This window comes from Nocardia heshunensis (assembly GCF_054782115.1).
In genome coordinates this window covers 1-24504 of the sequence record NZ_BAAGTC010000005.1, presented here as the reverse complement: position 1 = coordinate 24504, position 24504 = coordinate 1, and the positions used below count along the sequence as shown (strand labels likewise).

At 68.5% G+C, this 24504-nt stretch carries 26 protein-coding genes; 8 read left to right on the top strand and 18 right to left on the bottom strand.

What is annotated here, in order from left to right; all coding sequences use genetic code 11:
• The first annotated feature begins 31 nt into the window (after positions 1–31).
• The 3 genes from ACYVN4_RS18710 to ACYVN4_RS18700 are packed head-to-tail and all read left to right on the top strand — an operon-like array spanning position 32 to position 2373.
• Positions 32–1336 carry a TFIIB-type zinc ribbon-containing protein gene (locus ACYVN4_RS18710; protein WP_460722821.1) on the top strand — a complete coding sequence of 435 codons (1305 nt, stop codon included), beginning with the start codon at positions 32–34 and terminating at the stop codon, positions 1334–1336.
• Between the two features lie 24 nt (positions 1337–1360).
• Entirely contained in the window at positions 1361–1858 is a 498-nt protein-coding gene (locus ACYVN4_RS18705) for a hypothetical protein (RefSeq protein ID WP_460722820.1), read from the top strand.
• Positions 1858–2373: an ester cyclase gene (locus ACYVN4_RS18700; RefSeq protein WP_460722819.1), complete on the top strand. Its 516-nt coding sequence runs from the start codon at positions 1858–1860 to the stop codon at positions 2371–2373. The genes ACYVN4_RS18705 and ACYVN4_RS18700 overlap by 1 nt, the downstream gene beginning before the upstream one ends.
• A gap of 1 nt (position 2374) precedes the next feature.
• Here ACYVN4_RS18700 and ACYVN4_RS18695 read toward each other — a convergent pair whose 3' ends face one another.
• From ACYVN4_RS18695 to ACYVN4_RS18685, 3 genes are all read right to left on the bottom strand, one after another.
• Positions 2375–3070, bottom strand: a complete 696-nt coding sequence (locus tag ACYVN4_RS18695) for an HAD family hydrolase (RefSeq protein WP_460722817.1) — start codon at positions 3068–3070, stop codon at positions 2375–2377.
• On the bottom strand, positions 3067–3876 hold the full coding sequence (locus ACYVN4_RS18690; protein WP_460722815.1) for a putative protein N(5)-glutamine methyltransferase: 810 nt from the start codon (positions 3874–3876) through the stop codon (positions 3067–3069). The genes ACYVN4_RS18695 and ACYVN4_RS18690 overlap by 4 nt, the downstream gene beginning before the upstream one ends.
• A 75-nt stretch (positions 3877–3951) precedes the next feature.
• The gene (locus ACYVN4_RS18685; RefSeq protein ID WP_460722812.1) at positions 3952–4812 is read right to left on the bottom strand and encodes a YdcF family protein; all 861 of its coding nucleotides are present in this window, start codon (positions 4810–4812) and stop codon (positions 3952–3954) included.
• 273 nt (positions 4813–5085) lie between these two features.
• On the opposite strand from ACYVN4_RS18685, the gene ACYVN4_RS18680 reads away from it, so the two are divergent.
• Positions 5086–5934 (top strand): bifunctional 5,10-methylenetetrahydrofolate dehydrogenase/5,10-methenyltetrahydrofolate cyclohydrolase, encoded by an 849-nt coding sequence (locus ACYVN4_RS18680; protein WP_460722810.1) that lies wholly within the window; start codon positions 5086–5088, stop codon positions 5932–5934.
• Positions 5935–6022: 88 nt separating this feature from the next.
• Here ACYVN4_RS18680 and ACYVN4_RS18675 read toward each other — a convergent pair whose 3' ends face one another.
• On the bottom strand, positions 6023–6769 hold the full coding sequence (locus ACYVN4_RS18675; protein WP_460722808.1) for a L,D-transpeptidase: 747 nt from the start codon (positions 6767–6769) through the stop codon (positions 6023–6025).
• A gap of 202 nt (positions 6770–6971) precedes the next feature.
• Positions 6972–7610, bottom strand: coding sequence for a cyclodeaminase/cyclohydrolase family protein (locus tag ACYVN4_RS18670; protein WP_460722806.1), 639 nt, complete (start codon positions 7608–7610; stop codon positions 6972–6974).
• Positions 7611–7779: 169 nt separating this feature from the next.
• On the opposite strand from ACYVN4_RS18670, the gene ACYVN4_RS18665 reads away from it, so the two are divergent.
• Positions 7780–8817, top strand: a complete 1038-nt coding sequence (locus ACYVN4_RS18665) for an LLM class F420-dependent oxidoreductase (RefSeq protein WP_460722804.1) — start codon at positions 7780–7782, stop codon at positions 8815–8817.
• Positions 8818–8885: 68 nt separating this feature from the next.
• Here ACYVN4_RS18665 and ACYVN4_RS18660 read toward each other — a convergent pair whose 3' ends face one another.
• The 8 genes from ACYVN4_RS18660 to ACYVN4_RS18625 all read right to left on the bottom strand — a co-directional run bounded on the left by ACYVN4_RS18660 (position 8886) and on the right by ACYVN4_RS18625 (position 15686).
• Positions 8886–9215 (bottom strand): STAS domain-containing protein, encoded by a 330-nt coding sequence (locus ACYVN4_RS18660; protein WP_460724034.1) that lies wholly within the window; start codon positions 9213–9215, stop codon positions 8886–8888.
• A 196-nt stretch (positions 9216–9411) separates the two neighbouring features.
• On the bottom strand, positions 9412–11709 hold the full coding sequence (locus tag ACYVN4_RS18655) for a SpoIIE family protein phosphatase (protein ID WP_460722802.1): 2298 nt from the start codon (positions 11707–11709) through the stop codon (positions 9412–9414).
• Between the two features lie 9 nt (positions 11710–11718).
• On the bottom strand, positions 11719–12375 hold the full coding sequence (locus ACYVN4_RS18650; RefSeq protein ID WP_460722800.1) for a SpoIIE family protein phosphatase: 657 nt from the start codon (positions 12373–12375) through the stop codon (positions 11719–11721).
• Positions 12368–12781, bottom strand: a complete 414-nt coding sequence (locus ACYVN4_RS18645; protein ID WP_460722798.1) for an ATP-binding protein — start codon at positions 12779–12781, stop codon at positions 12368–12370. The genes ACYVN4_RS18650 and ACYVN4_RS18645 overlap by 8 nt, the downstream gene beginning before the upstream one ends.
• On the bottom strand, positions 12771–13178 hold the full coding sequence (locus tag ACYVN4_RS18640; protein WP_460722796.1) for an STAS domain-containing protein: 408 nt from the start codon (positions 13176–13178) through the stop codon (positions 12771–12773). The genes ACYVN4_RS18645 and ACYVN4_RS18640 overlap by 11 nt, the downstream gene beginning before the upstream one ends.
• 13 nt (positions 13179–13191) lie before the next feature.
• Positions 13192–14085 carry an STAS domain-containing protein gene (locus ACYVN4_RS18635; protein ID WP_033085408.1) on the bottom strand — a complete coding sequence of 298 codons (894 nt, stop codon included), beginning with the start codon at positions 14083–14085 and terminating at the stop codon, positions 13192–13194.
• Positions 14086–14249: 164 nt separating this feature from the next.
• Positions 14250–14759: a MarR family winged helix-turn-helix transcriptional regulator gene (locus tag ACYVN4_RS18630; protein ID WP_460722793.1), complete on the bottom strand. Its 510-nt coding sequence runs from the start codon at positions 14757–14759 to the stop codon at positions 14250–14252.
• Positions 14760–14864: 105 nt separating this feature from the next.
• Complete coding sequence (locus ACYVN4_RS18625; protein WP_460722791.1) at positions 14865–15686, bottom strand: helix-turn-helix domain-containing protein; 822 nt, start codon at positions 15684–15686, stop codon at positions 14865–14867.
• A 277-nt stretch (positions 15687–15963) separates the two neighbouring features.
• Between ACYVN4_RS18625 and ACYVN4_RS18620 the strand changes: the two genes are divergently transcribed.
• The gene (locus tag ACYVN4_RS18620) at positions 15964–17640 is read left to right on the top strand and encodes a fumarate hydratase (protein ID WP_460722789.1); all 1677 of its coding nucleotides are present in this window, start codon (positions 15964–15966) and stop codon (positions 17638–17640) included.
• Between the two features lie 48 nt (positions 17641–17688).
• Positions 17689–18273, top strand: coding sequence for a M15 family metallopeptidase (locus ACYVN4_RS18615; protein ID WP_460724033.1), 585 nt, complete (start codon positions 17689–17691; stop codon positions 18271–18273).
• A 37-nt stretch (positions 18274–18310) separates the two neighbouring features.
• Here the strand turns inward: ACYVN4_RS18615 and ACYVN4_RS18610 are convergent, their stop codons facing one another.
• From ACYVN4_RS18610 to cynR, 5 genes are all read right to left on the bottom strand, one after another.
• Positions 18311–20047, bottom strand: a complete 1737-nt coding sequence (locus tag ACYVN4_RS18610; protein WP_460722787.1) for a hypothetical protein — start codon at positions 20045–20047, stop codon at positions 18311–18313.
• Positions 20028–21227 carry a protein phosphatase 2C domain-containing protein gene (locus ACYVN4_RS18605; RefSeq protein ID WP_460722785.1) on the bottom strand — a complete coding sequence of 400 codons (1200 nt, stop codon included), beginning with the start codon at positions 21225–21227 and terminating at the stop codon, positions 20028–20030. Before ACYVN4_RS18605 ends, ACYVN4_RS18610 begins: the two co-directional genes overlap by 20 nt.
• Positions 21227–21910, bottom strand: coding sequence for a vWA domain-containing protein (locus ACYVN4_RS18600; RefSeq protein WP_460722783.1), 684 nt, complete (start codon positions 21908–21910; stop codon positions 21227–21229). Before ACYVN4_RS18600 ends, ACYVN4_RS18605 begins: the two co-directional genes overlap by 1 nt.
• A gap of 214 nt (positions 21911–22124) precedes the next feature.
• Positions 22125–22640 carry an RDD family protein gene (locus tag ACYVN4_RS18595; RefSeq protein ID WP_460722781.1) on the bottom strand — a complete coding sequence of 172 codons (516 nt, stop codon included), beginning with the start codon at positions 22638–22640 and terminating at the stop codon, positions 22125–22127.
• Positions 22641–22726: 86 nt separating this feature from the next.
• A complete protein-coding gene (gene cynR / locus ACYVN4_RS18590; protein ID WP_460722779.1) occupies positions 22727–23662 on the bottom strand; it encodes a transcriptional regulator CynR in 936 nt (311 codons plus the stop codon).
• Between the two features lie 123 nt (positions 23663–23785).
• Between cynR and ACYVN4_RS18585 the strand changes: the two genes are divergently transcribed.
• Positions 23786–24388, top strand: coding sequence for a carbonic anhydrase (locus tag ACYVN4_RS18585; RefSeq protein ID WP_460722777.1), 603 nt, complete (start codon positions 23786–23788; stop codon positions 24386–24388).
• The last annotated feature ends 116 nt before the right edge of the window (positions 24389–24504 follow it).

Sequence of the window (24504 nt, the reverse complement as noted above, 5' to 3'; positions counted from 1 at the left end):
GCTGCCCGGTGGTTACGTGCCGAATCAGCCGATGCAGGCGCCGATGGGCGGAATGCCGCAGCCGGTGATGGTGGCACCGGTGTTCATGCCGGGAACGCAGGCGCCGGATGTGGCGGAACAGGGCAATGCTGCGCCGCAACAGGTTCCGGTCGCGCCGGACCGGGCGATGCTGCACAGCACCGAGTTGACGCGGACGTATCCGTGTTCTTCGTGTGGTGCACAGCTGGGGTTCGATCCGGTAGGACAGGATCTGTTGTGCCCCAGTTGTGGCAACCGGTCGCCGGTCACCGCACCCGACGTGCCTGTGCAGGCCCGCGAGCTTGCCCCCGCGATGGCGGCGCTGCGGGAGTTGCAGGCCACCTCGAGTGGGCCGCAGGTGACCGGGGAGTGGGAGGTGAAGTGCCAGAACTGTGGTGGCACCACCGGATTCAATGGGAGTCTCACCGCTACTCGGTGCCCGTACTGCGCCACGCCTATTCAGCGTGACGATGTGCACAATGCGCCCGCGCGGCTGCCGGTCGACGGTGTGGTGCCGTTCCTGGTGGGGGAGAAGCAGGCCCGGGAGCTGGTCGACAAGTGGGTTTCGGGACGGTGGTTCGCGCCGACGAAGTTCCGCAAGTACCGGCAGATCGGCGCGTTCTCGAGCCTGTACACCGCGTACTTCACCTACGACGCGGACACCGACAGCCACTATCAGGGCCAGCGCGGCGACGACTACCAGGTGCGGGTCGGCACCGACGAGGACGGCGATCCCGTCTACGAGACCCGGACCCGCTGGACCCCGGTCTGGGGCGAGGTCAGCAATGAGTTCGCCGACCTGCCGGTGCTGGCCAACGAGAATATGGCGCGCAATCGGATTCGCTCGCTCGAGCCGTGGCCGGTGGAGCAGGCGCGCTCCTACTCACCGGAGTTCGTGGCGGGGCACCTGTGCCGCACCTACGACAAGGACGCCGAGGAGTCGTTCCCGGAGGCGCAGCAGCGCATCGAGTCGGCCATCGAGTCCAGCGTGCGCGCCGATATCGGCGGTGACCGCCAGAGCATCGACCGGCTTGACACCTCGTGGAACTGGCTGGCGTACAAGCATCTGCTGCTGCCGATCTGGCTGCTCACGGTCGTTTACATGAACCAGCCCTACCAGGTCTACATCAACGGCCTCACCGGTCAGGTGGCCGGAGATCGCCCGTGGAGCAAGGTGAAGATCATCGGCGCGATCCTGGCGGTGCTCGCCGTGATCGCGGTGATCGTCGGCGTCTACTCCGCCGCGCACGGGCATCACGCCCCGGCGCATCCGGGCCACACCACCGTGGCACCGCATCCCACCACCACCCATCATTGATCGACCGAGGAAAGTGAGCCGACCGTGCTGATTTTCGTGCTCGTAGTGCTGATCCTGCTGGCCGCGGTGGTCGGCGGCGTCATGCTGCTGTCCAAGCGTCAGCAGGCCGCGACCTCGGCCGCCAACGAGGTGATTCCCGGCACCCCCACCCGTGCGCCGGCCTCCTGGGCGGGCTCGCACGATCCGGAGGCGCGCCTGCATCGACGCCTGCGCGATGCCATGACCGCGGTCCGCACCGCCAACACCCTCGACGACGGCACCACCATCGTGCTGCGCGCCGAACTCGAACAGGCCGCGCTGGCGTGGGACGATCGCCTGGTCGCGATGTCCGCCCTGCCCGCCGCCGCCCGCGACCCCCAGCGCGCCGCCGCGACCCAGGGTGTTGAAACCATCGAAGCTGCTGTGGCACAGTATGTTTCGGCCGCCACCCAACGCACCGCCGCCGACGTGACCGCCGGGCTCACCGCGGCCCGCGCCCAACTCGATATCGAAGCCGAGATCCGCAAGTCCCTGGAGGCATGATGACCGCCGATGACCTTCGCAAACTCGCCATCCGTACGGTCGAGATCATGGCCGACGGCGACCTCGCCGACTTCGAGGCCGTCATTCATCCCGACGCCGTGAACCGGGAGGCCAAGGCCGAACCGGCGGCGGCCCGCGGTCGCGGCCCGGCCGCCGCCTACGCGTCGGCGTTGTGGCTGCGCTCGGCCTTCAGCGAGATGCGCTGGGAGGTGCACGAGGCACTCGTGGAGGGCGATGTGGTCGCCCTGCACACCACCATGCACGCCCGCCAGACCGGCACCTTCGTGGCGTACGACGCGGATGCCAAGCCGGACCAGGCCTTTCCGTCGACCGGCAAGACGTTCGCCGTGACGCAGTCGCACTGGGTGCGCATCGCCGACGGCAAGCTCATCGAGCACTGGGCCAACCGCGACGATCTGGGTCAGGCGGTCCAACTGGGTTGGGTGCCACCGAGTCCCATGTACCTGCTTCGCATGCGCCGGGCACTGGGAGATGCCCGCAAGGACGCGCAGTAGTTCAGCCGAGCGCCGAATCCAGTTCCGCCAGTGAGCGGATCACGGTGATGCCGTCCGCCGCGGTGGCTTCGGCATCGTCGCGGACCAGCCAGAACGACCGCAGCCCGGCGTCTCTGGCCCCCAGCGCGTCCCAGTCGTACCGGTCGCCGACGTAGGCGACCCGGCCGGGCTCCAGGTCGAGCAGCTCGCATCCGGCCAGGAAGATCGACGGATCGGGTTTGGCGGCACCGAATTCGTCGGAGCACACGATCGTCTCGACGAAATGGTCCAGCAGTCCGACCGCCCGCAACTTGCGGATCTGGTACGGCAGCGAGGCGTTCGATATCACGCCGAGCCGGACGCGGCCGTCGAGGCTGCGCAGGATCGGCGCGGCATCGGGGAACGCGGCCCATGCGGTATCGCGGTGGGCCGCATACCGTCCGAACCAGGCCACCGGGTCCTCGCCGGTGACGTCGATATGCGCGAAGAATCGCTCGGTGCGCACCCGCTGTTGTTCGGTGAACGACAGTTCCCCGGCCACGAACCGCGGATACTCCTCGTCCTCGATCGCCCGCCACACCGCGACGGCCGCGTCGGGGGAGTCGAACCGGTCGAGGACTCCCTCCGCCGCGAGATGCCGCAGGAACCCGATCCGCACGGTCGCCGAGTAATCGATGAGCGTGTCATCGATATCGAACAGCACTCCCTGAATTGTCATGCCCGCGTACCGATCACCACGGTCGCACCCATCTCCTCACACTCCACGATCCGAGCCGACAACCCGTGCCCGCGCAGCACCGCCGCCGCGACGGGGGCCTGCTCCTCGCTCTCCTCGACGAGCAGATGCCCACCCGGAGCCAGCCATTCCGCGGCCACCGCGGCGATCCGCCGCAGCACATCCAACCCGTCGGCCCCGCCGTCGAGCGCACGCCGCGGCTCATGATCACGCGCCTCCGGTGGCATCCACGCGATCTCCGCCGATGGAACGTACGGCGTATTCGCCAGCAGAATGTCCACGCGCCCAAGCAGATCCGAGGGCACCGCCTCGAACAGATCGCCCTCGAACACGCGCCCGTTCACCGCAGCGAGGTTCTCCCGCGCACACACCACGGCCGCGGGTTCGATATCGGCAGCCGTCAGATCGACCCGAATCCCTTCGGCCGCCAGCTCTTTCGCCAACGCCAACCCCAATGCGCCGCAGCCGCAGCACATATCGAGGGCGACCAGCGATGACCCCGCTCCCGCGGCCCGGACGCGACCCAGCACGATCGCTTCCTCGACCAGGAATCCGGTCCGCTGCCTGGGTACGAAGACACCCGGCGCGACGGCGACCCGCAGACCACGGAACTCGGTCCACCCCAGCAGGTGTTCGAGCGGAAACCCGGCGATGCGCTGCGTGACAAGCGATTCCAGGTGTGCGGGGTCGGTGGCGGCGGCCAGCAGCAGGGCGGCCTCCTCCTCGGCGAACACGCATCCGGCCGCGCGCAGTCGCGCGACGAGAGTGTCGGTGTCGGAGGGGCTCACCGCACAATTGTGCACGCCCGGACGGTCGCCCAATTCGGGCAGGGTCCGGGCGTGCGGGTCAGGGCTGCCGAGCGGTCAGCGCTCGGCGGGCAGGCGCAGGGTGCGGCTGGCGTCGAGGTACATGCCGCGCTGGCTGTTGCGGGCCGGGGGCGGCAGCTGGGAAACCAGCTGTTCGAGGGAGGTGGTGGCGCCGACCACCGGGATGCCCGCGACGATGAAGTCCGCGACGGCGCGGCGAATGTGGTTGGGGGAGGTCACCACGATCGCGCTGGTCGCGCCCGCGTCCTTGAGCATCTGGACGCCGAACAGGGCGTTCTGCACGGTGGATCCGGCGCGGTGGTCGGCCAGAATGCGGCTGGCCGGGATGCCGTGCCCGATCAGCCAGCCCTGCATGGCGGCCGCCTCGGTGATGCCGTTCTGCGGATTGCCGCCCGTCACCAGGATGGGCGACATGGGCGAGGCGATCGCCTGCAGCCACGCGGCCTGGAGCCGGTTCACCAGTTCCGGTCGCATCGATCCGTCCGGCAGCAGGCCGTAACCCAGTACCGCGATACCGGTCTGCGGGCCCGCGATCGCCGGAATCGGATTGGGCAGCGTGCCCACCGCGGCACCGATGGCGCGGAACAGATTCCGCGTCCCGTCCGCGAGCCGCCCGTCGATCCCGTTGAGCCGGTTGAGCGCCACCTCGCGGGTGATGATGTCGCCGGTGTAGTCCGACCAGATCGCCTGCAGCGACAACGCCTGCGCGTCATCCGGTGATTCATTGAGCAATTGGCGCAGGTCGGCCAGTCCCGCCGCCTCGTTGCCGCCGGTGAAGTTGTCCTGCGCGGAGTTGTAGAGGGCACCGGGATCGGCGTGCGCGGTTGCGGTGGAGAGAATGGTGAGGGCCGCGGCGGCCGCCGCGAGGAAGGTGGGGAAACGCCTGGCGATCTGCACTGCTGTCGACCTTTCGGAGGGTGTCACGCATTGCTTTGCTGGCTATCTCTTCAATTAGCTGGCTATTGGCTCACAGCCGAATGTGGACACGATACGACTGCCCATCCCCGTTGTCGGGTATTTGCTCAACTGATTTCGCGGGTTTGATCCGGATCACAGCTGGAAACGCGCGCGGGGGCGTGTCGAGGAGATGCGGAGAGGAACGGTCGGCGCGTAAGCCCCGTCCGGTCCGGTTGGTTATCGCTTTCCGGTCGCGCGATAGGCTGTGCACCCGTGGATACGACTTCGCTCATCGGCAAGGATCTCGCCGCCGCCCTCAACACCGACACCAAGGCGCGCGCCGCCGCCCTCACCGAACAGGGCACCGCGCCGCGCCTGGCCCTGGTCATCGCGAACGACGATCCCGCCAGCGCCTGGTACGTGAAGTCTCTCAACCGCGCCGCCGACCGCCTCGGAATCGCCTGCGACAACGTCGATCTGGGCGTCGACGCCACCGCCGAGCAGATCCGCGCCAAGCTCACTGAACTGTCCGCGGACCCGACCGTCGACGGCATCATGCTGCAGACCCCCCTGCCCAAGGGCGTCGGCCTCGACGATGTCAGCATCGCCATCGCCGCCGCCAAAGACGTCGACGGCGTCAGCCCGCTGTCGCTGGGCCTGCTCGCCTCGGGTCTCCCCGGCTTCCCGCCCGCCACCTCCGAAGCGGTCGTGGAACTGGCCAAGTTCCACCAGATTCCGCTCGCAGGCCGCCTCGTCACCGTCGTCGGCCGCTCGAATGTGGTGGGCAAGCCCCTGCTTCAGCTACTGCTGGCCGAGAACGCGACCGTGACCATCGCGCACTCCCGCACCTCCGACCTCCCGGCCGTCACGACTGCTGCCGATGTCGTGGTCGCGGCTGTCGGCCGCGCCGGGCTCATCACCGGCGAGCACGTCCGCGAGGGCGCGGTAGTCATCGACGTCGGCACCAACGAGGACGACAACGGCAACATCACCGGCGACGTGAACGCGGATTCCGTGTCCGGCAAGGCCGCCGCCCTGAGCCCCGTCCCCGGCGGCGTAGGCCCCGTCACCACCGCCCTCCTCATGCGCCACGTGGTCCAGGCGGCCGAATCCGCCCGCTAGCGAATCTCGTCATCCCGGCATGCTTTTGGCCGGGATCCATCCAATCGGTGTGCATCCCGGCCAAATACGCGCCGGGATGACGGCGGGATCACCAGTGGGTGGTGACGGGGTCGCCGATGGAGACGTTGTCGTAGTACCACTCGGCGTCGGCGGGGGCGAGGTTGATGCAGCCGTGGCTGACGTTGGAGTTGCCCTGGGAATCCACCGACCAGGGGGCGGAGTGGACGTAGACGCCACCCCAGGTGAGGCGCTCGGCGAATTCACCGGTGATGAGGTAGCCCTCGGGGGAGCTCAGCGGGATGCCGATGGTGCGCGAGTCGAAGGTGACCGAGCGCTCGTGCGAGAGCACCGGGAACGTGCCGACGGGAGTCTCACGTCCGGGCTTGCCCATCGACGCGGGCATCGTGCGGGCTACGCCGTTGATCCACACCGTGAAGGTGTGCGCGGACATGTCCGCGTCCGCAGTCGTGCCGCCGTTGGTCTGGAACTTGATGTGCTGGCGCCCCGCGAACACCGTGATCGGTGCGCTGGCCGGCAGATAATTCGCCGGTTGCCACATCAGTTGCCGGTCGTCGAGCCACGTGAAGTGCCCGGCGAGGGAGTTCTCGGCGCGGACATCGACCATGGCTTCGGCCTGCGCACGATCGGTGACCGCCTTCGCGAACTGCACGGTGACCGGGGCGGCGATGCCGACGGTCTGACCTGGTGCCGGTGAGATTGCCTGTACGGCTGGGAGATTCGGTGCGAGTAGAGCCGCCCCCGCGGCTCCGGAACCGAGTGCGGCCGCCGCCGCGAGGAAGCTTGCGACGAACAGCACGCGAAGAGCTTTCCGCATCGTTCCATCCCTTCGAGAGGGTGTGGGCCTGGGTTCCTCACCTTATGGCCAGATGATCAGTCCCATCCGGAAATGTTCCCGGTTCGTGACCATTGTCCCGGCGTGGGAGCTATGCGAACTTCGTGTCGCCCGGTAGCGGGCCGGAAACGGCTGTACCCCGCTCCATAACGGAACGGGGTACAGCACAGGCTGATTCGAGGCGTCAGCGCGTGATGGCGGAAACCACGTCGTCGTGCAGTGCGTCGGCGCGCGCGATCACTTCTTCGATCTGCTTCAGCACGGGCGCGAACTCGGCTCCGGCGGCACCGTCGAGCGAAGCCACATTGATCGCGATATTCAGCTGCGAGCTGGCCGCCGCGGAGCGTGCGCAGTCGGCGGCCGCACCGATATCGGTGACCACGTTCGGGTTGCCGATCGGCAGCAATTCGCTTGCCAGCGAGACGATTTCGTCGGCCTCGGCGACCACGGCCGCGGGCACCCGGGCGGCCTGCAACAGCGCGGCGGTGATGGCCTCGCCGCGCGCCGCCCGCTCGGCCTCGGTCTCCTTGGGCAGCTTGTAGGCGGCGCCGACCGCGGTGAACGCCGCGGCGTCGGCATCGGCCAGCGCCAGCGAGCGCTCGCGGGCGACATCGGCCGCGGCGATGATCCGGTCGATCACCGGGCGATTGTCGGCATCCTTGGCGCGGGTGGTGTAGCGCGCGACCATGGCGACCAGCGCCGCACCCTGGGCCGCGTGCAGCGCGGCGACCGCGCCGCCGCCGGGGGCGGGCACCTTCGCCGCCAGTTCACCCAGGTACCCCCGCAGCGTCGAGTCACCGAAGGTGGTGGTGTCCTGAGTCATGCGGGGTGGCCTCCCTTGGCGATACGGGGAATTCGAGCGATTCGCCGCCTACCGTACCGGCCCGCACACCGCGATCGGCAATCCGCCCGCGGGCGGTCGCGATCCGGGCCCGGACGGTCTGGGCAACCCTCCCGCTGGCCTATGCAATTAGTTGGGTATTGTCCGGGTCATGCGTATCGGACTGTCGATCAACTACACCGACGGATTCAAGGAGATCGCCGCCGAGGTCGCCGACCTCGAGCGCGCCGGACTCGACATCGTGTTCGTGCCCGAGGCGTACTCGTTCGACGCGGTGAGTGCACTCGGCTACCTGGCCGCGAAGACCGAACGGGTGCAGCTGGCTTCGGGCATCCTGCAGCTCTACACCCGCACGCCCACGCTGACGGCCATGACCGCCGCCGGTCTGGACTACGTCTCCGACGGCCGCTTCATCCTCGGCCTGGGCGCCTCGGGCCCGCAGGTGATCGAGGGCTTCCACGGCCTCACCTACGACGCGCCCATCGGCCGCACCCGTGAGGCGCTGGAGATCTGCCGCAAGGTGTGGAAGCGCGAAAAGCTCGAATACCAGGGCAAGTACTACACGGTGCCGCTGCCCGAGGGGCAGGGCACCGGCCTGGGCAAGCCGCTCAAGCTGATCAATCACCCGGTGCGCGAGAACATTCCGGTGCTGCTCGCCGCGCTGGGCCCGAAGAACGTCGAGTTGGCCGCCGAACTGGCCGAGGGCTGGCAGCCCATCTTCTTCCTGCCGGAGAAGGCCGACGCCGTCTGGGGCGAGTCGGTGAAAGCCGGTCTGGCCAAGCGTGATCCGGCCCGCGGCGACCTCGAGATCTACGCCGGTCCGGCGCTGGCCATCGGCGACAATGTGGAGGGCCTGCGCGAATGGGTCAAGCCGCACCTGGCGCTCTACATCGGCGGCATGGGCGCGAAGGGCAAGAACTTCTATCACACCCTCGCCACCAAGTACGGCTACGGCGCCGAGGCCGATCGCATCCAGGAGCTGTACCTCAAGGGCGAGAAGGACGCTGCCGCGAAGGCGGTGCCGGACGACCTGGTCCGCGACGTCTGCCTGATCGGTTCGGCGGGCTTCGTCAAGGAGCGCGTCGCCGCGTTCCGCGAGGCGGGAGTGACCGCGCTGAACGTGGTCCCCATGGCCGCCACCCCGGCCGAGCGCGTCAAGCTCATCGAGCAGCTGCGCGAACTCGTCTGATCGAATCCTGAAGCAGCGAAGCCGAGTCCGGGCAAACCGGACTCGGCTTCTTGCTTTTCAGAGCGTCCTCAGCGCAGGGCGCTGAGAGCTTCCTCGAGGGTTGAGTGCAAGGCGAAGACCTGATCCAGACTGGTCACCTTCAATTGGCGGCTGGTGGCGGGTCCGTCCGCCACCACCGCGATGCGCGTATCGCCGGCGCGTTTGTGCGCGCCGACCAGGACCGCCATGCCCGCCGAGGCCAGGAAGCTGACCGCGGACAGGTCGATCACGAGGGCGGCCGGGCGGCCCGAGAGCGTCGAATCGATCGCGTTCTCGAGTGCGGGGGCCGTCGCGAGGTCGACATCACCGGCCACGGTGAGGACCGTCGCCTCGTCGCGCTCGGTGACCGCGGTGGTCATGGTGTCGGCGAAGGGGTAGCCGTCTCCGGATGTATTGGTCACGTTTGTTAAATCTGCCATGATCCGTCCGTTCGCGCTGCATCGTCTGCCAGATCGGTACTGGTTCGGTAACTCTGTTATCGCGAAAGCCGCAGCTACCGCACTCTTTCGGCAATCTTCGGACACGCCCGTCGCAATAGCGCCAACGCGCCCGGATTCACATGCGTCCGGCGGCCGAGAATGAAACGGCCATTAGTCGCACCGTCATTCGCACGCGAGTACCCGGGCCGGAGAGATCGATGTCGAGATCGTCGGTGAGGGCGCGCATCATGGCGATGCCGCGACCGCGGTGCCCGGGATCGGCGGGCAGCGGCCGCCACGCGCCGGTATCGGTCACCTCGATGGTGAGGCAGTCCACCCCGCAATCCGCGGTGAGCTGGACCCGGCCGGGCACCCCGTCGAGGTACGCATGCTCGATGCTGTTGCTGCAGGCCTCGTTCGCGGCCGCGACCAGATCCACGGCGGTGTCGTGCGGCACCGCCGCGGCGGTCAGCCAGGAACGCAGGGCCCGCCGGATGCCCGACAGCTCACGGGCTTCGGCGGGCGCGTCCAGCCGCAGGGTCGCGGGCGGTTGCCGATAGACCACCATGGCCACGTCGTCGTCGTAGCCGCCCGCCGGGCGCAATCGCGACAGCACGGCGTCGGCCACCTCGCGCGGCAATTGCCCGGCCAGACCGGTCAATTCGTCGGCGAGCTCCTCGAACCGCTCGGCGATGTCGACGCCGCGCTGCTCGACCAGGCCGTCGGTGAACAGCACCAGGGTCGAGCCGGGGGCCATCGGGGTGGTGGCCTCGGGGCGGCGTGGAATGTCGAAGGTGGCCAACGGAACCGCTCGACCACCCTCGAGCAGCCGTCCCCGGCGACCGGGAGCGGCCAGGACGGGTGGCATGTGTCCGGCATTGGAGTAACGCACCAGCCCGCGCACGGGATCCAGGATCGCCGCGCACACGGTGGTGCACATGGCCCCCGGGATACGCGCCGCGACGGTGTCGAGCTCGGCGAGCAACTGTGCCGGACCCGCGCCGCGCAACAGCAATGCCCGTGCGGCGGTGCGCAACTGGCCCATCACAACGGCCGCGGACAGGCCACGGCCCACGCAGTCGCCGACGACCACGCCGATGGTGCCGTCCTCGAGCCGCACCACGTCGTACCAGTCGCCGCCGATCTCGAGTGGCGGCAGCGCGGGCTCGTAGTGCACCGAGAAGCCCGGCGGCAGTTCGATCGGGCCGAGCATGGCGCGCTGCAGGGTCAGCGAGGTGGAGCGGGCCTGATCGAAGTTGCGCGCCCGCTGCACGGCCAGGCTCAGATGCCCGACCAGCAGCGAGAACAGTGCCCAGTCGCCGGGGGTGATGACGCGCGGGGCCGAGAAGCGCAGCCACAGGGCCGAATCCCCGCTCTCGCCCAGCGGCGCGACAATGCCCTCCGAACTCGTCACGCCCTCCGGGATGGCGTACATGGTGCGGCCGGGTTGCAGCCGGGCGCGATCGAGCAGGGCGCGCGCCCGCGCGTCGAGCACCTGCCGCGACTCGCCGCCGTCGAGCACTCGATCCGGGCGGACGATGGGCTGGGTGTGATGCGGTGCGATCCCCGCACCCGTGTACGGATTGTCCTCGGACACATACAGTTCCGGCCCGGTGTGCCGGTTGGGCCAGACCGAGACGACCGCGGCCTCCGCCCCGACCGCCCGGCGTAGTTCCTCGAGCCCGATGCTGAGCACCTCGACCACGCTGGTGGCCGCGCCGACCGCCGTCGCCAGCCGCGACACCGCCTGATCGCGCGCTTGCGCGTCGTGCTCGGCGGTGACATCGCGCAGGGTGCCGACGAAAATGCGTTCGCCGTCCTCGGGTTTCACCAGCGAACTGGTCGACACCGCCAGCCACAGCCGCCGCCCGTCGCGGTGCCGGATGGGCATGACGAAGCTTGCCGCATCGGTGCCGAGGTCCGGATAACGCGGCGCTTCCGGCACGGTCCAGGGGTGGGGGAGCTCGTACGGGATGCCGTCGGGTCCGTAGCCGGTGAGTGCGCCGAACGCCGAATTCACCTCGATCAGCGTGCCCTGCGAATCGACGACGAAGAATCCGTCCTGCAGCGACTCCACCAGCGCGGTGCGGAACGCGTCGCGCCCGGCGAGATCGTCGGCGCGCGAACGCTGTTGCTCGTAGCGGCGGGTGCCGTCGAGGAAGCCGCGGGTCGCCACGTCCAGCGCCGCCATGGTCTGCAGCAGGAACTCGAGCGCCGCCTCGCTGCGGTCGGTGCCGTCCGGCGTCGGCATGATGCCGTCGTGTTCGAGCAGCCGGAAGTGGTGTTCGGTGAGGTCGAGAATGCTCACGCCCTCGACCAGCGCGCGGCGGCCGAGCTCATAACCCTCGGCCAGGGTGGTCTGGGTGGGGGTGCGCAGATGCAGCCGCAGCGCGCCGGCATATGCCTCGCGGAAAGCGGCCAGTACCGCACTCACGCCGGGATCTCACTCATGTTTCACGACCGGAATGGGTTGGGAGGAATGGGAATGCCCGCGATGGCGGGCGGCCAGCACGACCGCGTCATCGGTGTCCTTGGCATGCCGCGCGAGGATGTCGGCGGTGATCTCCGCGGTCGGCTTCGACAGGTCGATGGAGTCGACGAAGGCGCTGGTGATGCCGTCGGTGGTCATCAGCAACAGATCGCCCGGACGCACCGGCACGGTCTGTGGCTGCAGGTTCGGGGGCAGCAGATAGCCGACGATGCCGCCGGACAACAGTGCGGTGGCGCGAATGGCCGGTTTGCCGGGAGCCGCTGCAACAATGCGGGATTCGACATTGCCGACGCCGAGCCAATGCACGCGGTCGCGAGAGTCGAACAGCGCCAGCGAGACCGCCGCGCCGCGGGTATCGGACATGGCGCGATGGCACAGCAGCAACAGCACATCCAGTGGCTCCGCGCGGTTCTCGGCGAGCACCTGCGCGGCCCGATCGGCGGCATCGGCGGCGGCCGCGCCGTGACCCAGCCCATCGAGCACGGCGAACAGCACCGAGCCGCCGCCCGCGTCGAGCACAACCGACCGGTCGCCTGAAACTCGTTGCCCCGGTAGTGCGCGCCCGGCGACGGCCCACTCGACCACGCCGATGAAACCGTCCTCACGCACCGGTGGGCACCCACTTCCACATTTCGACGAGGGTGCCGTGCCCGGGTTGTGATTCGATGACCATGCCGTCCATCAGCCGACGCGCGCCCGGAAGGCCCAGGCCCAGACCGCGTCCGGTGGAGAAGCCGTCCTCCATGGCGCGTGGAATGTCCGGAATGCCGGGCCCATTGTCCTTGGCCTGCACCACCATCGAGCGCCGGGCCTCCCGGTCCTGCACGCCGAGGCGGATCTCCCCGGTGCCCGCGTAACTCGTGATATTGCGCGCCACTTCGGAAATGGCCGTCGCGATCATGGTGCGATCGGAGAGCGAGAAGCCGAGTTTGGCAGCCAACTCCAGCCCCGCTTGCCGAGCGGTCACGATGTCGTTGGACACGTTCACCGCGATCACCACGTCGTCAGCGGCCACGATCACGACCGTCTTTTTGACTGCGCCCGTCCTTCTGGCTGCGACTGTGGATCTTCTTGTCCAGCCAGGAAAGTCCCTCTTCGAGGTCCAGGGCGGTGTGCATGCCCTCGAAGGTGAGTCCCAATTGCACCATGGCGAAGGCGACTTCGGGCTGCAGGCCCACGATGACCGTTTCCGCGCCTCGCAGCTTGGTCATGTGGGCGATGGTACGCAGCGATCTCGCGGCAAAGGAGTCCATTACGTCGATTGCGGTGACATCGACGATGATGCCCTGGGCCCGATACCTGCTGACGTAGGTCATCAGATCGTCTTGCAGGCGTTCGGTATCGGCGTCGGTGAGTGCTGACTGCACCGACGCAATGAGATAGGTGCCTTGTTTGAGAATGGGTACCGGCATCTGCCCGCCCTGGTTACCGTCCGTCGCGATCGGTGACGCGCGACACCTCGTAGCCGAGCAAACGCTCCGCTTCTTCGATGCCACCCTGGAGGTCACCGACGGCATTCATCTTCGACAGATCCAGTCCGATGGTGACCAGGGTAAGCGCGATTTCCGACGACAGGCCGGTAATGATGACATTCGCGCCCATCAGGCCGGACGCGTCGACGGTCTGCACCAGGTGGTTGGCGACGGTGGAGTCGATGGCGGGCACACCGGTGATATCGATGACGACGACCTTGGCGCGGTTGGCGCGAATGGCACGCAGCAACTGCTCGGTCAGCTGGCGGGCGCGCTGCGAGTCCAGCACACCGATGATGGGCAGAATCAGCAGCTGCTCACGCACCTGCAGAACAGGCGTCGACAGCTCGCGAATCGCCTCCTGCTGCTGGCGGATGACGCGCTCGCGCTCCTGCACGAAGGACACGGCCACCGTGTTGGCGATGCGGTTGGCGGCCGGTTCGTAGGCGTCGAGCACGAGCTTCAGCAGCTCGAAGTCCGACTGGTACTTCTCGAAGAGGCTGCGGGCCAGCACGTCTCGCAGCAGGAGCACGATACCGACGACCTCGTCGGTCTCGACGCCTCTGGGGATGATGCGCTCGGACAGATCGCGCGCGTAGGCCTGCAGCGCTTCGACGCTACCGGTCTCGAGCACCTCGACGTAGTTGTCGTAGACGGAGGTGGCCTCCGAGAAGATTTCCTCGGGTGTCATGGCGGTGAGGAGCTGGGCATCGGTAATGCGGCGTGCCCACTCCTCGCGCAATTCGGTGCGGTTCTGCCGCAGGTGTTCGACAAGCTGCGGGAGCAGATTGTCGACGGGACCCGCGGGCAGTGAATCCGCCGAGAGACCGATGGACACGTCGGACATGAAAACTCCTGCCCCTTTCGCTAAGGCCAGGTCGGGATGCTCACTTCGCCGACCGGGTAACCGGCCGTGTGCTCGGTGCCGACCGCCGTCGGAAGCCGCTGCCGAGCCTAGTCTTACCCAGTACCCTATGCGCGCCAAACAAAACCCTGGTGACCGGTTTTTCGTCAAGAGGTGTGCTCGTTGCGGGTTTCCGGTCTTCGATGGTGGGCCAGCAGCGTGTCGTAGATGTCGGCGAGGGCGGTGAGCTGGCCACGATCCAGCACATCCACCATGTGACGACGCACACTCTCGACATGCGAGGGGGCGGCGGAATCGAGGACCTGCGCGCCCTTTTCGGTGAGGACGGCGGCGGTGCGGCGGGCGTCGTCGGGAATGGACTCGCGGGCGACCAGTCCGCGCTTCTCCATCCGGGTGATCTGATGCGACAGCCGCGACTGCGACCACTCCAGCACGGCGGCGAGTTCGGCGAAGCTGCGGCGGTGGTCGGTGGCGTCGGCGAGCCGGGCCAGCACCGTGTACTCCACATACGTCAGATTGGATACCCGCAGCGAATCCCGCCCGACGGCAGCGGCAATCAGGTCTCGGGTGAACACGTACCCCAGCCACGCGCGCATTTCGACATCGTCGAGCCAACGGGTTTCGGCCACAGTTCCACTCCCGGGTTCCGCACTCATGCTATTTCCTCCCCGCCGCGAGCAAGCGCATCATGCACAGGTAACACCCGCCCGGTTGAAGGTGCAACCTGTACCCGTCCGCGGCGGCCTGTCGGTCATCTCGGTTCAATCCCGCAGGGCCGCGAGCCGCTCGAGGGTTTCGCCGCGGTGGGTTGCGGTGCTCGACAAGCGATCCAGCGCCTGCAGGTACTCGTCGGTATGACCCGCGTCGTCGAGGCAGACCACGCCGGTCAGCTGGCGGATGCACACCAGATCGGGCAGGCGAGGGTCGGCGAAGCGCAGCGAGGTGAACCCGTGCCCGAGCCGGGCCGGTTCGTGCAGACTGTCGTCGACGATCTGCAGGGTGATGCGGGCGCGCCGGGCGGCCCGTTCCAGATGCTCGATCTGGTTGTCCCACACCGCTTCTCCACCGATGCGGCGGCGCAGCGCGGTGAGTTCGACGTGCATCCACAGCACCGGCGGGTTGTCCTGCCACAGGATCGCCTGGCGTTGCAGCAGGGTCGCGAGCATGCGCTCGATGACCTCGGTGGGCCGGGTCGGGTGCACCAGATGCAGGACCGCGCGGGCATAGTCGGGCGTCTGCAGCAGTTCGGGCACCACGGACTGTTCGTAGGTGCGGATGCGCTGCACCGGTGCGAGGTCGAGCAGGGCATCGAGCGAGGAACTGTCCCCGCGGCCCTCGCTGTCGTCGGGCCACCATGCGTGCCCCGCCCGCCGCGCCCAGGTCAGGTACCGTCCCTGTTCGGCATCGGCCACCTCGTAGAGATCGAGCAGCGCCCGCAGATCCTCCTGTCGGCAACCGCCGCAGCCGGTCTCGAGCCGACTGATCTTGGAGGCGTGGTGTCCGAGCCGCCCGGCCGCCTGGCTCTGCGTCAGCCCCCGGGCGCGCCGCAGACTCCGTAATCGGGAGCCGAGGATCGCCTGCAAAGCCCTTGGATTACTTGCGGTTTGATGCTGTCCCCTCGGACCGAGCGTGCCTCGCCGACCCTCTTGCGGATAAGCCACACACCCGAGTCTGACAGTCGGTGGTGTCCGTCACAACGAATTCCGTGTGTGCAAATGCAATCGCAAATTTCCCCGGGCAGGGCCGGCGGCGCCGCGGCGATCCGGCTGCCGCTCATCGGGCCGCGCGAGTGGGTCGGTACAGTCGGTCTGCTTGAACCGTCGGCTGACCAGCCCCAGCCCTGCTCGAGGAGTGCGATTCGTGACCGCGCCTGATTTTCTGTACTCGGATTTGCTGCCCATCGGTAAGGACGAGACGCCGTATCGGCTGCTCACCACCGAGGGTGTGAGCACGTTCGAGGCGGGTGGGCGGACCTTCCTGCAGGTCGAGCCCGAGGTGCTGCGGATGCTGACCGCGGAGGCGATGCACGACATCAGCCACTACCTGCGGCCCGCGCATCTCGCGCAGCTGCGCAAGATCATCGACGATCCGGAGTCCAGCGGTAACGACCGCTTCGTGGCGCTGGATCTGCTCAAGAACGTCAATATCTCCGCGGGCGGCATCCTGCCCATGTGCCAGGACACCGGTACCGCCATCGTGATGGGCAAGAAGTCCGAGGGCGTGCTCACCGGAGCCGATGACGCGGAATGGATTTCGCGTGGTGTGTTCGACGCCTACACCAAGCTGAACCTGCGCTACTCGCAGCTCGCGCCCATCAATATGTGGGACGAGAAGAACACCGGCAGCAATCTGCCCGCGCAGGTCGAGTTGTACTCGCAGCCGGGCGATCCCGCGCAGCCGTCCTACAAGTTCCTCTACATGGCCAAGGGTGGCGGCTCGGCCAACAAGTCGTTCCTGTACCAGGAGACCAAGGCGATCCTGAATCCGGATCGCATGCTGGAGTTCCTGGACGAGAAGATCCGTTCGCTGGGCACTGCGGCCTGCCCGCCGTACCACCTGGCGGTCGTGATCGGCGGCACCTCGGCCGAATTCGCTTTGAAGACGGCCAAGTACGCCTCGGCGCACTACCTCGACAACATGCCGACCGAGGGTTCGATGGCCGCGCACGGCTTCCGCGACCTCGAGCTCGAGGAGCAGGTCTTCAAGCTGACCCAGTCCTTCGGCATCGGCGCGCAGTTCGGCGGCAAGTACTTCTGCCACGACGTGCGCGTGATCCGCCTGCCGCGCCACGGTGCGTCGCTGCCGGTCGCCATCGCGGTGTCCTGCTCGGCGGACCGCCAGGCGCTGGCCAAGATCACCCCCGAGGGCGTCTTCCTCGAGCAGCTGGAACGTGAACCGGCGCACTACCTTCCGGAGCAGACCGACTCGATCCTCGGCGGTGACGTCGTCAAGATCGACCTGAACCGGCCGATGGCGGAGATCCGCGAGGAGCTCTCGAAGTACCCGGTGAAGACCCGGCTGTCGCTGACCGGTCCGCTGGTGGTGGCGCGTGACATCGCGCACGCCAAGATCAAGGAGCGCCTCGACGCCGGCGAGCCGATGCCGGAGTACATGCGCGACATGGCCGTCTACTACGCGGGCCCGGCCAAGACCCCCGACGGCTACGCCTCGGGTTCCTTCGGCCCGACCACCGCCGGTCGCATGGACTCCTACGTCGACCAGTTCCAGGCCGCGGGCGGCTCGCACGTCATGCTGGCCAAGGGCAACCGCTCCGCGCAGGTCACCAAGGCGTGCAAGGAGCACGGCGGCTTCTACCTCGGCTCGATCGGCGGCCCGGCCGCGCGTCTCGCGCTGGACTGCATCAAGTCCGTCGAGGTCCTGGAATACCCCGAACTCGGCATGGAAGCCGTCTGGAAGATCGAGGTCGAGGACTTCCCTGCCTTCATCGTCGTCGACGACAAGGGCAACGACTTCTTCGCCGAGACCTCCAAGCCGATCGCGCTGCGCGTGCGCGAGCGGTCCAAGGAACGCGTCTGATTCCGTGACCCGTCGGAATTCCGAAGTACGAGAGGCGGATCGATGCGGATGAACAGCCCGGAGGAAGCACCGGTGGCGGGTGGCTGCCGGTGCTCGCGCCGCACCGCCCTCGCCGCCCTGGCGGCCGGTGCCGGGCTGGTCGTCGGCCTGGGCGGGCTGCGACCGGCTTCCGCTGCGGCCCAGGGCATTTCGTCGGCCCCGGGCCAGGCCACCTCGCCTCTCGCGCACCGGGGCATGCCCACGTTCATCGCCGGGACCACGGAGGGCCTCGACCCCGGTTTGGCGGCGGCCTACAACGCGGCCGCCGCCGCGGCGAACGCCGCCGGGGTCTCGCTGTGGATCACCTCCGGCTACCGCACCTGGGCGGAGCAGGAAGCCCTGTGGGAGGACGGAATCCAGACCTACGGCAGCCCCGAAGCGGCCCGCCGCTGGGTGCTGCCCCCGAACGAATCCACCCACGTCACCGGCCAAGCCATCGATGTCGGTCCCCGCGAGGGCGCGCAATGGCTCGAGGACAACGGCGACCATTGGGGCCTGTGCCGCATGTACGACAACGAGTGGTGGCACTTCGAACTCGCCACCTACCCCGACGGCCCCCAACCCGCCCGCCTCCCGGACGCCAGCCAGCGCTGACCGCCCGGCTTCGTGATCAGCTGACGCTGAGCCTGATTCAGATATCGCCCTCGACCCGGGAGGGTAGGCCGTAGGCGGCGGCGACCGGGTTCCATTCGGCGACGAACGCGCGTTTGGCGGTGGTGGCCTGCGCGGAGTAGCCGTTGGCGGTGCCGTAGTCGGCGGTCTGCGGCGCCGAGCGGCACGAGCTGGGAACCGAATACGCCCAACTGGCGTACGAGCCGTCGGCCAGATACGAGTTGCGTAGGGCGTCGAGCAGATCGTTCTTCAACCCGGTGCCGCCGGGCAGCGCGGAGACGTCCAGGTCGAAGGCGGAGTCGTACTGGGCTTTCCGGGACGTTTCCGCGGAACCGATGGCGCCCGCCTGCGCGGCGACATCGCGGCAGGCCAGCACGTCCTGGACCGCCTGGGCCACCACGCCGCGGCTGGTGGCGGAGCGGTCGAGCAGATTCGATACGGCTCGTGCCTGCGTGGCGGCGGCACTCGTGGCGGCGGATGTCGTTGCGGTGGTGGAGGTCTGGTACCGGGTGCTGGTGGGAGTGGTCGCGGCCGTGTTGTGGGAGCCGGTGACGACGACGGCCATGACCACGATCAGGACCACGATCCCCAGCGCCACGGAGAGCACTACGGCGGTGGGGGAGAGGTTGCGAGGTGGCGGCGCGGTCGGGATCGGAGTGTTGCGAACCGGGCCGGATTGCGTTGGCGCGGTGACCGTGTGGGCCGTGGGGACGCGCTGGCCGGCACGGACGGTAGCGGCGAGGACGGTGCGGGTCGTGCTGGGTGAGGTCGTGACGGTGGCGGTGGCGCCGGTCGCGGCGGCGGTGCGGTGCGAGCGGGTCGGGGCGACCCGCTCGGCATGCCGGTCCAGAATGTCGAGAGCTCTTCTGCGGTAAGCGGTCCCGTCGGCGCTGAAGAACACCGCGGTGAGCGCGGAACGCCATTCCTGCGGGGTGGGCCGGGCGTCGGCGGCGGTCGCGTCGGTGAAGACGCGATCGAACAGGGCGCGCAGCCGAGGGTCGGTACCGTCCGGGATTCCGGTGGCGGACATGGTGTTTCCCGCCGTCACCACGGGCAGTCCGGGGTTGCGGAACAGGCCCCGGTACATGAGCAGGGCCAGACCGTAGCGGTCGCTGTACTCGTCGTGGGCCACGATCGTGCCCGCCGCGAGCCGCGGATCGTGCCAGTTGGGGGTGGCGACGCCGCGGTGGGCGGTGGAGCGGAACGGGCGCAGGCCGTCGCAGTCGATCAGATAGGCGTGCGGGCCGTGATCGCTCCACACCAGGTTCTTCGGCGAGATGTCGCCGTGCACGAGCCGCTGATCGTGCAGCACCGCGAACAGATCGCACACCCGCACGAGCACGCCGACCCGCACCGCGGCACCGGGCGGATTGGTCGCGGCGATGAACAGGTACTCGGCGCTGCGCGGCTTGCCGCCCGGCAGCAAGAATTCCGCCGGGATCATCGGCAGCACCACACCGACGGCCGTATTGCCCTGGCGTATCACGTCGATCGGCCAGTTGACCGAACTCTCCGCCGTCGCGGCCAGACCCGGGCCGGCCTCGGCGGCGGGCACCACCTCGCGGCCGCGGCGGGCCGCGTCGGTCACCCAGCCGATGGCGGCCAGATCGGTCAGCGGCTTGTTGTACTTCTTGTAGATGCGGGCGGTCTCGGCGCTGTCGCGGCAACGGTAGAGCACCGACTGCCCGCCGTCGCTGTTGACCGGATCGTCCTCGACCGTGTAGGCCGCACCGGATTCACCGGTGATCGAGGGCATCATCCACCTCACGGGTGAGCGGGTGCAGCCAGGCCACCACCGCGGTGCGGTCGTCGTGGGAGGTCTGGCGTCGGTAGCGCAGGGCGTCGAGCATGCGGTGCGGGCCGCACGGGACCGCCCAGCGCTCGGCCAGCCAGTCGCGGGTGGCGGGGGAATCGAAGATGTCGTTGGCCAGGCCGTCGGTGGCGAGAATCAGTGCGCCCGTGTCGAGTTCGGCCGCGGTCAGTTCGAGCACCTCACGTGGGTTGGGATGCGGGAGGGGGCCGGTGACGATATTGGTCGGCCCGGCGTCGCTCGCCGGGGGAAAGACGGTGGAGTAGACCGCATCTCGCAGCAGGAACGCGACGGTGTCCCCGGCGCGGGCGAACAGGGCGGGTCCGGCGTCCGGGGTCAGCGGCAGGCGGCACAGCAGCAAGGTGCTGTGCAGTTCGGACGGGGTCCAGGCGGGCAGGTTGGTCTGCTGGATGTGCAGCAGTTCGGCATTCGCCTGCTCGATCGCGTGCGCGAGGACCTCGGTGCCGTAGGCGATCGCGTCGCTGCGGGTGATGCGCGCGGCGCTGGCGCAGCACAGCCGGGCCAGCAGTTCGGCGCCGACCTGCGAAGTGCGCCCGTAGTGGCCCAGGCCGTCGCAGACGGCCAGGATCAGCGCCGAACCGTCGTGGGCGAGCATGAAACAGTAGGCGTCCTGCGCCGTCGACCCTTCGGCCTGATGGGTCAGCCCGGCGACGCTCGCCGCCGCCACCCAGCGGTCGCCCAGACGGCCGCCGTCGGCGCGCAGGGTGGGCAGGGCGTGCGGAAGTCCGGCCAGGCTCGGCAGGGGCTGCGCCACGATCCGATCGCCGATCACCGGTGCGGTGGTGGGCAATTCGTCGTGCTGGGAGAAGGGGTCGGCGGGCGGGGAAGCGTGCCGCGGCTCGGGCGCGTGCTGTGCGAGAGGCGCGGCCGGGTAGCCGGGAGCGCGGGGTTCCCAGTAGGCGTCGTTCGCGGGAGCAGCAGGGCCCCAACCCGTTTCGGAGTACGCCGGGGACACCGGATAGGCGGCCTCGGGTGCCAGAGGATGGACCGGGTCGGTCGGGTAGTCCGCCGGATCCGCCGGGTATCCGGTGCCGGGTTCGAGCGGGTCGGTCTCGGCGGGTGTCGATCGGCCCCAATTCAACAGGCGCTTGCCCACATTCGCCATCAGTTGACCACGTCCATGGGCAGCGGGGTCAGGCCGGTGGTGGGTTGGACCACCAGGGTCGGGGTGGCCGAGCTGAAGGAGCGAGAGGTGGAGCGGATGCTGTTCACCACCGTTTTGAGGATGTCGCGCACCGCATTCGCCGGATCGGTGTCGACGGCGTAGAACGCGTGCCCCGTCGACACCTGGCTGATGGCGTGCCGATCCGCGTCGCCCATCCCGAAGCTCACGATCTCCGCGCCGTACTTGTTGTCCCGGCGGGTCAGCTCGTACCACTCCGGCTGCCAGTCCGGCCCGGTATTGCCGCCGTCGCTGAGGAAGAACACCACCGGCCGATAGAACCGGGTGCCCGTGCCCAGCCCGCGAATCCCGCCCTCGATCGCTTCGCGCGCCTTGCGGAACGCATCCTGGAAATTGGTCAGCCCACCGGTGGTGAGCACCGGCAGCGCGGTCTCGTGCATGTCCGAGAGCGGCAGTGCCAGATAGGCATTGGTGTCGAAGGTGACCACCGCGATCCGCGCGATCTCACCGGTGGACGGATCGTCGAGGATCGCCCGCTGCATCTCGGGCAAGGCCTGATTCACCGCGTCGATCGGCCGCCCGGACATCGACCCCGAGACATCGACGACGAGGCACACGGGAAACACCGGCGGACGTTCGATATTGGCGAACTGAGATTCCTGCACTTGCGCTATCACTTTCTGTACAGATGAATCGACCACGCGCCACCTCGATGGTGCGTGGGACGAATTGAGCTGACCGCCACCGGATTCCCCCCGTCACCGGCCCCCTGCGCGTGCGCGACTGCACGACAACAAATCTCGGTGTCCACGGGATTATTGCGCACTGTGCCGGGGGGTGTGGGCGCAAATGAGGTGTCAATAGAACGCCGTGCGGCCGCTATCGTTCGGCGATTACATAGGTGAGGGCGGCTCGGTCGTGCCAGCCCTGGCGGCCGGGGCCGCTGCGGGTGCAGGAACCGGCGCACAGCAGGGTCCACAGGCCAGCGGTCAGCAAACCTGGGATGACGAGGGCGGCCCAGCGGGTGAAGGCGGGGCCCGTGCCGGTGCCGTCGCGGGGTGGAGAAGAAGTGTCCGCGTTGACTACTCGCAATCCGAGGACTCGTTTTCCGAGGGTGGTGCCACTCGCTGCCACGAAAGCGATTTCGTAGAGTCCGCTCAATGCGACGGCGAGCGCGAGAATGAGGAGAGTTGCGGCGATTCCGGAGGCGGAATCGTCGGTGGAATAGGTGGAGTCGGCGGCCGAACCGTCGATGATGAACGCGGCCAGAATGGCGACCGGAATGGCGACGACAATCGCGTCGAGTACCCGCGCCGCCGCCCGCGCGCCGAATCCGCCGGGATGGAAACGTCCGGACGGCAGCTCGATCAGCGGTGGATACTGCGGTGGATTCATGGCGGCTCCCTGGCGATCGGATCGGTGCGGAATACCTTCGGCCGCAGACCGGGCGGTCGCCATGGGGTGGAACGGGTATCGGCTGCTCAGGGTCGGGTTTCGGTTTTCCGCTCCGGAATTCGCGGGGGCGGGAGATGGGCTCGGACCCACTGTCCGGACAGGTGCGTGAAGGCGCGGGCGGCGGCGGAACGATAGGCGTGCTCGCGGCGGAGCAGGGCGACGGTTCGCGTCGGCATCGGCGGGTCCAGGACGACGGTGCCCAGTCCCGGCTGGGCGTGCGCGATGGCCGGGGGCAGCACGGTGGCCAGGGTGGTGTGGCGCACGATCTCGAGGACCGAGGGAATGGCGTTGGCCTCCACGGCGATCCGGGGTGTCACGCCGTGTGTGGCGAGGTAGTCGTCGATGTGGCCGCGGGTGGCGAAGTCGCGGCTGAGTAGCGCGAGTTCCTGGTTGGCGAGCTCGGCGATCGGCAGCGGCTGCTGCTCGCCCGTCAGCGGATTGTGTTCGCCCACCACCAGACTCAGGTCCTCCTCGAACAGCGCGGTGGTGTCGAGGCCGGGGATCGGGGCGTCGGCGAAGGCGATACCGAGGTCGATCTCATCGGCGAGCAGCGCGGATTCCATGGCGTCCTGGGCGGTTTCGAGCACGTGCAGGGTGATGCCGGGATGTACCGCACGGAATTCGGCGATGAGCGGGCCGACCAGGTAGGCGGTGAAGGTCGGGGTCACCGCGAGCCGCAATCGGCCCCGGGTGAGGTCCTCCACGTCGTGGACGGCGAGGTCGGCGGCGGTCAGTTCCCGCAGTGCTCGGCGCGCGTGCTCGGCGTAGACGGCCCCGGCGTCGGTGAGGCGGACCGACCGGCCGGTGCGGTCCAGTAGCGGTACCCCGATCAGTCGCTCGAGCTGGCGGATCTGCTGCGACAGCGTCGGCTGCGAGACGTGCAGATCCTCGGCGGCCCGGGTGAAGTTGCCGTGCTCGGCCACGGCCAGCAGGTAGCGCAGGTGCCGGAGTTCTGGTGTCACAGGCCAACTATAGATGAGGGCAATAGATCTGATCGATACTACGACTTGGACACTATAGTGCCAGTTCAGGCAGTGTGGAACTCGCCGGTCCAAGTGGGCCGAAACGATCGGAGAGGAGTTCCCATGCCGAACCTCACGGATGGTCTCGGGCGGTTCCAGCGCGAGGTGTTTCCGGCCAAGGCCGGACTGTTCGCCCGGCTCGCCGACGACCATCGGCCCGGGGCACTATTCATCGGCTGCTCCGACGCCCGGGTGGTGCCGGAACTCATCACCTCCGCGGAGGCGGGAGAACTCTTCGTCATCCGCACTGCCGGCAATCTCGTCCCGCCGTACACGCGGGGTGCGGCGAACGGCGTCGTGGCCAGCGTCGAGTACGCGGTGAGCGTGCTCGGCGTCACCGACATAGTGGTGTGCGGGCACAGCGGCTGCGGCGCGATGACCGCGCTGGCACAGGGCCAGGACCTCTCGGAGATGCCCGCGGTGGCCGACTGGCTCTCCCACGCCGACGCCGCGAAGGCCCGCATCGATCCCGAGATCACCGGTGCCGCAGCGATATCGGCGCTGGTTCGCCACAATGTGGTGGCGCAGCTGGCCAACCTCGCCACCCATCCGGCGGTGGCGCGGGCGCTGACGCGGGACGCTCTCGCGCTGCACGGCTGGGTGTACGACATCGGCAGCGGGCGCGTCGAGGCGCTCGACCCCGCCGGCGCCTTCCGCGCCGCCTGAATCCACCCGAAATCCCTTCCCCTACCACCGTTCTCGCGTCCGCGAGCAGCGGTTTCCCGAAAGGAGTCTCAATGATGCTGTCAAGCCGCTCGGGCGGTTGTGGTCGGCTTAGTGGG

Coding starts and splice junctions, on each gene's coding strand:
- ACYVN4_RS18710 (WP_460722821.1), top strand. CDS start 32: ATGCAGGCGCCGATGGGCGGAATGCCGCAGCCGGTGATGGTGGCACCG.
- ACYVN4_RS18700 (WP_460722819.1), top strand. CDS start 1,858: ATGACCGCCGATGACCTTCGCAAACTCGCCATCCGTACGGTCGAGATC.
- ACYVN4_RS18695 (WP_460722817.1), bottom strand. CDS start 3,070: ATGACAATTCAGGGAGTGCTGTTCGATATCGATGACACGCTCATCGAT.
- ACYVN4_RS18675 (WP_460722808.1), bottom strand. CDS start 6,769: ATGCGGAAAGCTCTTCGCGTGCTGTTCGTCGCAAGCTTCCTCGCGGCG.
- ACYVN4_RS18670 (WP_460722806.1), bottom strand. CDS start 7,610: ATGACTCAGGACACCACCACCTTCGGTGACTCGACGCTGCGGGGGTAC.
- ACYVN4_RS18665 (WP_460722804.1), top strand. CDS start 7,780: ATGCGTATCGGACTGTCGATCAACTACACCGACGGATTCAAGGAGATC.
- ACYVN4_RS18660 (WP_460724034.1), bottom strand. CDS start 9,215: ATGACCACCGCGGTCACCGAGCGCGACGAGGCGACGGTCCTCACCGTG.
- ACYVN4_RS18640 (WP_460722796.1), bottom strand. CDS start 13,178: ATGCCGGTACCCATTCTCAAACAAGGCACCTATCTCATTGCGTCGGTG.
- ACYVN4_RS18635 (WP_033085408.1), bottom strand. CDS start 14,085: ATGTCCGACGTGTCCATCGGTCTCTCGGCGGATTCACTGCCCGCGGGT.
- ACYVN4_RS18630 (WP_460722793.1), bottom strand. CDS start 14,759: ATGAGTGCGGAACCCGGGAGTGGAACTGTGGCCGAAACCCGTTGGCTC.
- ACYVN4_RS18615 (WP_460724033.1), top strand. CDS start 17,689: ATGAACAGCCCGGAGGAAGCACCGGTGGCGGGTGGCTGCCGGTGCTCG.
- ACYVN4_RS18610 (WP_460722787.1), bottom strand. CDS start 20,047: ATGCCCTCGATCACCGGTGAATCCGGTGCGGCCTACACGGTCGAGGAC.
- ACYVN4_RS18605 (WP_460722785.1), bottom strand. CDS start 21,227: ATGGCGAATGTGGGCAAGCGCCTGTTGAATTGGGGCCGATCGACACCC.
- ACYVN4_RS18595 (WP_460722781.1), bottom strand. CDS start 22,640: ATGAATCCACCGCAGTATCCACCGCTGATCGAGCTGCCGTCCGGACGT.
- ACYVN4_RS18585 (WP_460722777.1), top strand. CDS start 23,786: ATGCCGAACCTCACGGATGGTCTCGGGCGGTTCCAGCGCGAGGTGTTT.